The organism is Microbacterium sp. UBA3394 (genome assembly GCF_002358725.1).
GTDB classification, from domain to species: Bacteria; Actinomycetota; Actinomycetes; order Actinomycetales; family Microbacteriaceae; genus Microbacterium; species Microbacterium luteum.
Genome location: NZ_DEPK01000166.1, coordinates 1 through 8,399 on the forward strand (window position 1 = coordinate 1; position 8,399 = coordinate 8,399).

Genomic DNA, 8,399 nt, shown 5'->3' on the forward strand with positions numbered 1-8,399 from the left:
GCCGGCCACGTGCGGTAGGCGATGACGAGGCCCGCGTCGGGTCGATGCGCGCGTTCGAGGAGTGTTCCGAGCGCCTTCTCGTCGAGCTCCTGCGCGTCGTCGACGAGGAGGGTCACGTCGTCGTCGACGGGATCGGTGCTATCGCGCGCCGACCACAGGTGGGTCGGCCGGCCGTCTCGGTCGAGCCGACCGCGCAGGTAGGCGAGCGCATCCGTCTTGCCCGAGCCGGCACCCCCGACGATCGCTGCGCGCAGTGGGGGTCTGCGCGTGACGAGGTCGTCGAGGGCGCCGAGCGCGTGGGCAGCCCGGGGAAGCATCTCTACCGTCGGATCGGTGGTCTCGGTGAGCCTGTTCACTATCGCCCCCGCACGCTACTCAGCCGTCACCGTCGTATCGGACGGGCTGGGGCTGGGCGACGTGGGGGGAGTCGTCTCGGTCTGCGTTTCTGAGGGCGCGGGGTCGGGTGCCGTCGAGGTCGACGCGGTGGGTTCCGGCTCGCTCGTCGGCTCGGGCTCCTGCGTCGGGGTCGTCTGATCCGGCGTCGGGTCGGTCGTCGGCGACGGGTCCGTCGTCGGCTCGGTCGGGGTCGGGTCCGGCTCCTGCGTCGGAGTGGTCGACGGTGTCGAGGGCGAGGGCGTCGACGGGGTGGTCGGCGTCGGTGTCGATGTGGTCGGAGGCGTCGACGGCGTGGTCGTCGACCCGCCGGATCCGGACGAGCCGGTCGATCCGGTGGAGCCGCTGGACCCGGACGAACCGCTCGAGCCCGACGACCCGCTCGACCCCGTCGATCCGCTGGATCCCGAGGACTTCGGCGGCGCCGACTTCGACGGCGACGTGCGCCCCTGCGTGGCACTCGAGGAGGAGGACGATGACTTCGGTGTGGTGCGGGTGTTGTGCACCATCGGGTTGCTGCGCGGTGTGGTCCAGCCGCCGGTGTCCGCCTTCGGCCGGGGCGCGGCCTTGACCGCATCGGCAGCACCCGGTTCCTCACCGGCCGCCTCGGGCTCACTCGTCTCGCTGACCGCCTGCGAGGACGCGGTCAGCTCCATGCCGAGCCACTCGCTCAGCGACTGCTGGCTCGAGCCGGCGGCGAGGGTGCTGTTGCCGAGTCCGGTCGCGTTCGCGAGCACGAGGCCGCTCGCGAGCACGAGCGCGCCCGCTGCGGACGCCGCGATCGGGATCGCCCGAGACCGGCGAGCGGGAAGCGGCGTGGGTGCCTCGGCGACATCGGCCGCCTCGGCGACGGGGGCGTCGTCGACCAGTGCCGCGGCGGACCCGGCCGGCAGCAGGGCGAGACCCGCGCCGATCTCGGCGGCCGGTGCGATGGCCCGCGCTGCGCCGAGGGCGATCGAGGACTTCGGATCGGCATCGATCGCGATCGGACGGTCGAAGCGCTCGGAGAGCATCTGCGCGACGAGCGGGATGCGAGATGATCCGCCGACGAGCAGGATGCTCTCGACGTCGTCGGGAGTGAGACCGGCGGCTTCGAGCGTGTCTTCGAGCGTGTCGGCCGTGCGCTCCACCGACGGCGCGATCATGTCCTCGAACTCCGCACGGGTCAGGCGAACGCTCGCCGCGCCCGTGGGCAGGAGCACCGGGATCGTCACGTCGGAGTCGAACGAGAGCGCCTCCTTGGCGTCGACGCACTCCCGGCGCAGCTGCGACAGCGCCAGCCGCATGTCGGCGTCGTCGGACTGCAGGTCGGCTGCGGTCACGCCCGCAGCGCGGAGCACGTGGCGGAGCACCTCGTCGTCGAAGTCGGCGCCACCGAGGTCGTCGATTCCCGACGCGCTGCCGAGGGGCGCGAACCCGCCGTCGTCGGACTTGCGGAGGATGACGGAGTCGAACGTGCCGCCGCCGAGGTCGTAGACGGCGAGCGAGCGGCCCGGCTCCAGAACCCGGCCGGCTTCGTACTGCCGTGCGGCCGCTTCGGGTTCGGTGATCAGCGACACCTCGCCGACCTCGGCGCGGCCCAGCGCGGTGCGGATCAGGCCCAGCCGGTGGGAGCCCCACCCGGTCGGGTGGGTGAGCATGGTGCCCTCGGGTGACGAGCCCTCGCGCTCGACGACGGCCTCGATGACCGAGGCGACGGTGTGCGCATAGAGCTGCTCGGGCGGAAGAGTCCGCCCCGCCACCGACAGCGGAACGTCGTCGCCGATGCTGCGCTTGAACTCGCGCACGAGCCGCTCGGGCTGGCTGATGCCGCGTCGTTCGGCGGCGTCTCCGAAGAGCAGGCCGTCAGCGGTGACGAACACCGATGACGGAGCACTGTCGGTGCTGCGTCCGAGCGGAAAGCTTCGGGTGTCGAGTGTGGTGTCGGGAGCGGACCGTGCGGTCGCTGCCGCCGTCCTGCTCGTACCGACGTCGATACCCAGAAAATACGCCGTTGCCATGATCCCCCCACGGATCGGGCGCGAGCTGGCGAGAGCTCGTGATTACCCCAGTTGTTCCCAGTGTCCCAGTGCAGCAGACGAGGAGCGATCACGGTGGCGAACGCCGTCGTCTGCATCCGATGCCAGGTCACCCAGCTGACCCGGTCTCGGTGTTGTCATCGTACACACACATGAGGGGAGACGGCCAGGGCCGTGCTGATACGTGTCGATCGTAAATCTGGCACTCGCGTTGCAAGAGTGCCAGCGCTTCCCTAGACTTGCGTTAGCACTCTCACTCCGAGTTTGCTAACGAGTCTTGACGTCTCATAGGAAAGCAGAGGTAGACCCGTGTCGGTTTCCATCAAGCCGCTCGAGGACCGCATCGTCATCACGCAGGTCGAGGCCGAGCAGACCACGTCCAGCGGTCTGGTCATCCCCGACACCGCCAAGGAGAAGCCCCAGGAGGGCGAGGTCGTGGCGGTCGGTCCCGGTCGCATCGACGACAACGGCAACCGTGTCCCGGTCGACGTCGCCGTCGGCGACCGCGTGATCTACAGCAAGTACGGCGGTACCGAGGTCAAGTTCGGTGCCGATGAGTACCTCGTGCTGTCGGCGCGCGACGTTCTGGCGGTCGTCGTCCGCTGAGACACCCCGCTTGACGAAGGGCTCGGATGCTTCGGCATCCGAGCCCTTTTCGCTGCCGCAACCGGGCGCGGCAGGTCGGGACTACGATGAACCGGTGAACCTCGACGCGCCCGAGCCCCCCGGGGGAGCCGGCGACGCCGACGAGGCAGCACGAGACGCCCCCGACCTGGGGGAGACCGCGCTCGTGACCGCGGGCGTCGGCGTTCCGTCGTCCGCCGACGCAGGCGCCTCGCCGCCGGACGCCTCGCGAGAGCGAGCGTGGGGCGGCGTGTACACGTTCGTCGCGTACCTCCTGTGGGGGTTCCTGCCGCTGTACTTCCTCGCGCTCGCACCCACCGGGCCGTGGGAGGTCGTCGCGTGGCGCATCCTGCTGTCGCTGGTGTTCTGCGCGATGCTGCTGACCGTCACGCGCACGTGGCCTCGGCTGGTGGCGATCCTCCGGCAGCGACGTCTCGTCGGCTGGACGGTGGTGGCGGGCCTGCTCATCTACGTCAACTGGCAGGTGTTCCTCATCGCGACCCTGACCGGGCACGTGATCGAGACGAGTCTCGGATACTTCATCAATCCGATCCTGACCGTGCTCCTGGGCGTCCTCATCCTCCGGGAGCGGCTGCGTGTCACGCAGTGGATCGCGCTCGGCATCGCGGCCGCCGCGGTCGGGGTGATCGTGGCGGGCTACGGTGCGTTCCCGTGGATCGCACTGTCGCTGGCGACATCCTTCGGACTGTACGGGCTCGTCAAGAAGCAGATCGGCCCCTCCGTCGACGCGGTGAGCGGGCTCACGCTCGAATCGCTCTGGCTCACCCCGGTCGCCATCATCCAGCTGATCGCGGTGGGGGTGACGGCCGGTCTCACACTCGGCACGGCCGGAGCCGTGCACACCGTGCTGCTGCTTCTGGCGGGGGTGATGACGGCGACGCCCCTGCTGCTGTTCGCCGCGGGCGCGCGCCGGGTTCCGCTGACCGTCATCGGCCTCCTGCAGTTCGTCGCCCCCATCCTGCAGTTCACGATCGGGGTGTGGATCCTGCAGGAGCCCATGCCGCCGGAGCGCTGGATCGGCTTCGCGCTGGTCTGGGCGGCGCTGGTGATCCTGTCGGCGGACTCCGTGTCGGCCGCGCGCCGGTCGCGCCGCACGGTGTCGGACGTGGCCGACTTCACGTAACGGAGCGCGTCACCGCACGAGGCGCGCGATGGCCTGCGATGCCTCCGCGATCTTCTCCTCGGCCTCGGGGCCTCCGGCTCGCGCGGCGTCGACCACGCAGTGACGCAGGTGGTCGTCGAGGAGCCCCAGCGCCACGGTCTCCAGCGCGCTGGTGAGGGCGCTGATCTGCGTCAGGATGTCGATGCAGTAGCGCTCATCCTCGACCATCGTGCGGATGCCGCGCGCCTGCCCCTCGATCCGCTTCAGGCGATTGAGGTAGCGGGCCTTGTCGCTGATGTAGCCGTGGTGGGCGTGCGCGCCGTCGGTGATCGGGGCGGTGTCGGTCATCGGGACTCCTTCGGTGTCGGTGCGGTCGCGCGGAAGCGGCGCAGCAGCAGGCTGTTGCCGACGACGAAGACGCTGGAGAACGCCATCGCGGCCCCGGCGATCATCGGGTTCAGCAGGCCCAGGGCGGCCAGGGGGATCGCGGCGGTGTTGTAGGCGAACGCCCAGAACAGATTGGTCTTGATCGTACGCAGGGTCGCGCGCGACAGTCGCAGCGCGTCGACGGCGGCGAGCAGGTCTCCGCGAACCAGGGTGAGATCGGATGCGGCGATCGCGGCATCGGTCCCGGTGCCCATGGCGATGCCGAGGTCGGCCTGCGCGAGGGCGGCGGCATCGTTGACCCCGTCGCCGACCATCGCGACGACCCGTCCCTCGCTCTGAAGCGCGTTGATCGTGTCGACCTTGCCTTCCGGCAGGACCCCGGCTGAGACACGCTCGATGCCCACCTCGGCGGCGACGCGTCGAGCAACGGACTCGCCGTCGCCGGTGAGCAGCACCGGCTCGAGGCCGAGCGCGCGCAGGCGCTGCACCGCCTCCGCGCTGGTGGGCTTCACGCCGTCGGCGAGCGAGATGGCGCCGCGGGCCGCGCCATCCCATGCCACGTGCACGGTCGTGAGGCCCTCGGTGTCTGTCTCGATCGGTGTGACCGCCCAGGAGCGCAGGAACGACGCGCTGCCCACCAGCACCGCACGTCCGTCGACGACGGCCGAGACGCCGGACCCGGCGGTCGCCCGGAACGCATCGATCATCGGGAGCGGTCCGTTCCGCCGGCCGGCCGCGACGATCGCCAGGGCGAGCGGGTGCTCGGAGGCGTCTTCCACGGCGGCGGCGACGCGGAGCACCTCGTCGGCGTCCTCCCCGGTCGCTGCCGTGACGTCGATGACCGACATGCGTCCGGTGGTCACGGTGCCCGTCTTGTCGAGCGCGATGGTGTCGACCCGGCGGGTCGACTCGAGCACCTCGGGGCCGGTGATGAGAATGCCGAGCTGGGCGCCGCGGCCGGTGCCGACCATGAGGGCGGTCGGGGTGGCGAGTCCGAGCGCGCAGGGGCAGGCGATGATGAGCACCGCCACGGCGGCCGTGAACGCGGCCTGCGCGGAGCCGCCGAGCACGAGCCACGCGACGAGGGTGATGACCGAGATCCCGATCACGACCGGAACGAACACCGCCGACACCCGGTCGGCCAGGCGCTGCACATCCGCTTTGCGAGATTGCGCGTCCTCGACGAGGCGCGCCATCTGGGCCAGCTGCGTGTCCGACCCCACGCGCGTCGCCTTCACCACCAGGCGCCCACCCGTGTTGAGGGTCGCGCCGACGACCGCGTCGCCGGGGGAGACGTCGACCGGCACCGACTCTCCGGTGACGAGGGCGGCGTCGATGCTGCTGGTGCCCGAGGTCACGACCCCGTCCGTCGCCACCTTCTCACCGGGACGCACGATGAATTCGTCGCCGACCCGAAGGGACGTGATCGGCACGCGCATCTCGACGCCGTTGCGCAGCACGGCGGCGTCCTTGGCGCCGAGCTGCAGGAGGGTTCGCAGGGCGTCGCCGGACCGCCGCTTGGCACGGACTTCGGCGAAGCGGCCCGCGAGGAGGAACATCGTCACGCCCGCTGCGACCTCGAGGTAGACCGCCGGTCCGCTCGACGCGCTGAACCAGACGAAGCCGTGCGTCATGCCGATCATGCCCGCGTCGGTGAACAGCAGCGCGTACAGCGACCACAGTGTCGCGGCTGTCACCCCGAGCGAGATCAGGGTGTCCATGGTCGCCGCGCCGTGCCGCAGATTGATCACTGCGGCGCGGTGGAACGGCCATGCCGCCCACGTCACCACGGGGAGCGCAAGAGCGAGCGAGGCCCACTGCCATCCCGGAAACTGCCATGCCGGCACCATCGACAGCGCAATGACGGGCACGGCCAGGGTGATCGCGACGAGGAGCCGCGTGCGCAGCGCGCGCGCATCCGCGTCATCGGAGGATCGCTCGGGCGCCGGCACCGATGCGTCGTAGCCGGTGCGCTGCACTTCGGCGATGAGCGCTTCGGGCGTGAGACCGGATGCCGACTCGACGTGCGCGCGTTCGGTGGCGTAGTTGACCGACGCCGTGACGCCGTCCAGGCGGTTGAGGCGCTTCTCGATGCGGGCGGCGCACGACGCGCACGTCATGCCCTGGATGTCGAGGTCGACGCGCGAGGGCGCGGCCTCGGCGGCCGACGCGGACATCAGGCGCGGACTGCGGAGTAGCCGGCCTCGTCGACCGCGGCGATCACATCGGCATCGGCCGGGACGGCGCCGTCGGTGGCGATCGTGAGGCGCCCCGACGCCGCGCTCACGTCGACGCGGGTCACGCCCGGCACGCGCGAGACTTCGTCGGTGACGGCGCGCTCGCAGTGCCCGCAGGTCATGCCCGTCACGAGGTAGTCGATGGTGGTCTCGGCGCTCATGGTGCCTCCTGTCGCGGTCGTTCGCCGGAGATGCCGGCTGTTGGTGGAACACGATACCCCCTATGGGTATTCCGCGGGTCTGCGTTTCGTCTCGGCGCTGCGCTCCTCGCTCAACGACCGGGGTGGGTGGCAGTTCCTCCCGGTCCTCCCCTCCCGATCCTCCCCTTCCGGTCGTTGAGCGAGCGCAGCGAGACGAAACGTGGCCTCCTTCCTGTGCCGTCGTTGCCGGATCGTGACCTCCTCGCGCCTCCCGTTACAGATCGTTAACGAACGGCAACATCGCAGAGACGTCGGCGCGACTAGGTTGTGATCACTGGGTGGGCGCCCGAGCCTTCCCGCGAAAACACACACAGCAAGGAGCAACATGAGCGTCATCACACGTTCGCGCGCGACCACTCTCGGCGGCCTGGCCGTCTTCGGTGTGAGCGCTCTCGTCCTGGCGGGTTGTGCCGGGGGAGGCAGCGACGACAGCGGCGACAGCGGCGATGCGGCCGGTCCCGTCGAAGACATGACCCTGACGATCGGAACGGCGCTTCCGCAGACCGGAAACCTCGCGTTCCTGGGACCGCCCGAAGAGGCTGGTGTGGCCTACGCCGCCGCGCAGATCAACGAGGTCTCCGACACCACCGGTCTCAGCATGGACGTCGTCTACGGCGACTCGGGTGACACCGACAACAAGGCCTACGAGACCGAGATCCCGCGCCTGCTGGGTGAGGACGTCTCCGCGATCATCGGCGCCGCCTCGTCGGGTGTGTCGCTGCAGTTCATCGACCAGGTCACCGGTGCCGGCGTCATCCAGTTCTCGCCGGCGAACACGTCCGACGCGTTCACGACGTACGACGACGGCGGCCTGTACTTCCGCACCGCCCCGTCCGACGTGCTGCAGGGTGAGGTCCTCGGGAACCTCATCGCCGCGGACGGCGCGCAGACCCTCGGCATGATCGTGCTGAACGACTCCTACGGCACCGGCCTCGCCGGCTACGTGCAGGAGGCGTTCGAGGCGGCCGGTGGCGAGGTCGTCGCGCAGCCGACGTACAACACCGGTGACACGACCTTCGACGCCCAGATCAACGAGGTGCTCGCAGCCGACCCCGACGCCATCGCGCTGATCACGTTCGAGGAGATCACCACGATCCTCCCGAGCCTGTTCGGACAGTTCCCCGCCGAGAACATGTACTTCGTCGACGGCAACCTGTCGAACTTCGGCGACGAGTTCCCGGAGGGCTCGCTCACCGGCGCGAAGGGCACGCTGCCCGGTCTGTCGATCGACACGCTCGGCGAATTCACCGGCGAGCTGGACGCCTTCCTCGAGGAGCAGGGTTCCGACCCGCTCGAGGAGTACAGCTACGCGGCGGAGTCCTTCGACGCCACGGTGCTGCTCGCGCTGGCCTCGCTCGCTTCGGGCTCGACCGACCCGGCAGACATCGCGGCGTCGCTGCAGGAGGTCTCGGGTGGC

8 protein-coding genes are annotated in these 8,399 nt (G+C 70.3%); 3 read left to right on the top strand and 5 right to left on the bottom strand.

Features of this window, described 5'->3' with window-relative positions:
• Both B4E30_RS09775 and B4E30_RS09780 read right to left on the bottom strand, forming a co-directional pair.
• Positions 1-356: hypothetical protein (locus B4E30_RS09775; protein WP_286795078.1), on the bottom strand; the 356-nt coding region annotated here is incomplete at its 3' end.
• A 15-nt stretch (positions 357-371) separates the two neighbouring features.
• On the bottom strand, positions 372-2,393 hold the full coding sequence (locus B4E30_RS09780) for an Hsp70 family protein (RefSeq protein ID WP_194383650.1): 2,022 nt from the start codon (positions 2,391-2,393) through the stop codon (positions 372-374).
• 327 nt (positions 2,394-2,720) lie between these two features.
• On the opposite strand from B4E30_RS09780, the gene groES reads away from it, so the two are divergent.
• A complete protein-coding gene (gene groES / locus B4E30_RS09785; protein ID WP_071046031.1) occupies positions 2,721-3,017 on the top strand; it encodes a co-chaperone GroES in 297 nt (98 codons plus the stop codon).
• Between the two features lie 268 nt (positions 3,018-3,285).
• A complete protein-coding gene (gene rarD / locus B4E30_RS09790; RefSeq protein WP_286795098.1) occupies positions 3,286-4,179 on the top strand; it encodes an EamA family transporter RarD in 894 nt (297 codons plus the stop codon).
• A 9-nt stretch (positions 4,180-4,188) separates the two neighbouring features.
• Here rarD and B4E30_RS09795 read toward each other — a convergent pair whose 3' ends face one another.
• Genes B4E30_RS09795 through B4E30_RS09805 form a run of 3 tightly spaced genes read right to left on the bottom strand, consistent with a single transcriptional unit; the run spans position 4,189 to position 6,943 of the window.
• Positions 4,189-4,506 (bottom strand): metal-sensitive transcriptional regulator, encoded by a 318-nt coding sequence (locus B4E30_RS09795; protein WP_194383648.1) that lies wholly within the window; start codon positions 4,504-4,506, stop codon positions 4,189-4,191.
• Positions 4,503-6,722, bottom strand: coding sequence for a heavy metal translocating P-type ATPase (locus B4E30_RS09800; protein WP_286795080.1), 2,220 nt, complete (start codon positions 6,720-6,722; stop codon positions 4,503-4,505). Before B4E30_RS09800 ends, B4E30_RS09795 begins: the two co-directional genes overlap by 4 nt.
• Complete coding sequence (locus B4E30_RS09805; protein ID WP_194383646.1) at positions 6,722-6,943, bottom strand: heavy-metal-associated domain-containing protein; 222 nt, start codon at positions 6,941-6,943, stop codon at positions 6,722-6,724. Before B4E30_RS09805 ends, B4E30_RS09800 begins: the two co-directional genes overlap by 1 nt.
• A 364-nt stretch (positions 6,944-7,307) precedes the next feature.
• Between B4E30_RS09805 and B4E30_RS09810 the strand changes: the two genes are divergently transcribed.
• Positions 7,308-8,399: ABC transporter substrate-binding protein (locus B4E30_RS09810; protein WP_286795082.1), on the top strand; the 1,092-nt coding region annotated here is incomplete at its 3' end.

Bases quoted from the DNA above. Each gene is read 5' to 3' on its own strand.
- B4E30_RS09795 (WP_194383648.1), bottom strand. From the start codon at position 4,506: ATGACCGACACCGCCCCGATCACCGACGGCGCGCACGCCCACCACGGC.
- B4E30_RS09805 (WP_194383646.1), bottom strand. From the start codon at position 6,943: ATGAGCGCCGAGACCACCATCGACTACCTCGTGACGGGCATGACCTGC.
- B4E30_RS09780 (WP_194383650.1), bottom strand. From the start codon at position 2,393: ATGGCAACGGCGTATTTTCTGGGTATCGACGTCGGTACGAGCAGGACG.
- B4E30_RS09800 (WP_286795080.1), bottom strand. From the start codon at position 6,722: ATGTCCGCGTCGGCCGCCGAGGCCGCGCCCTCGCGCGTCGACCTCGAC.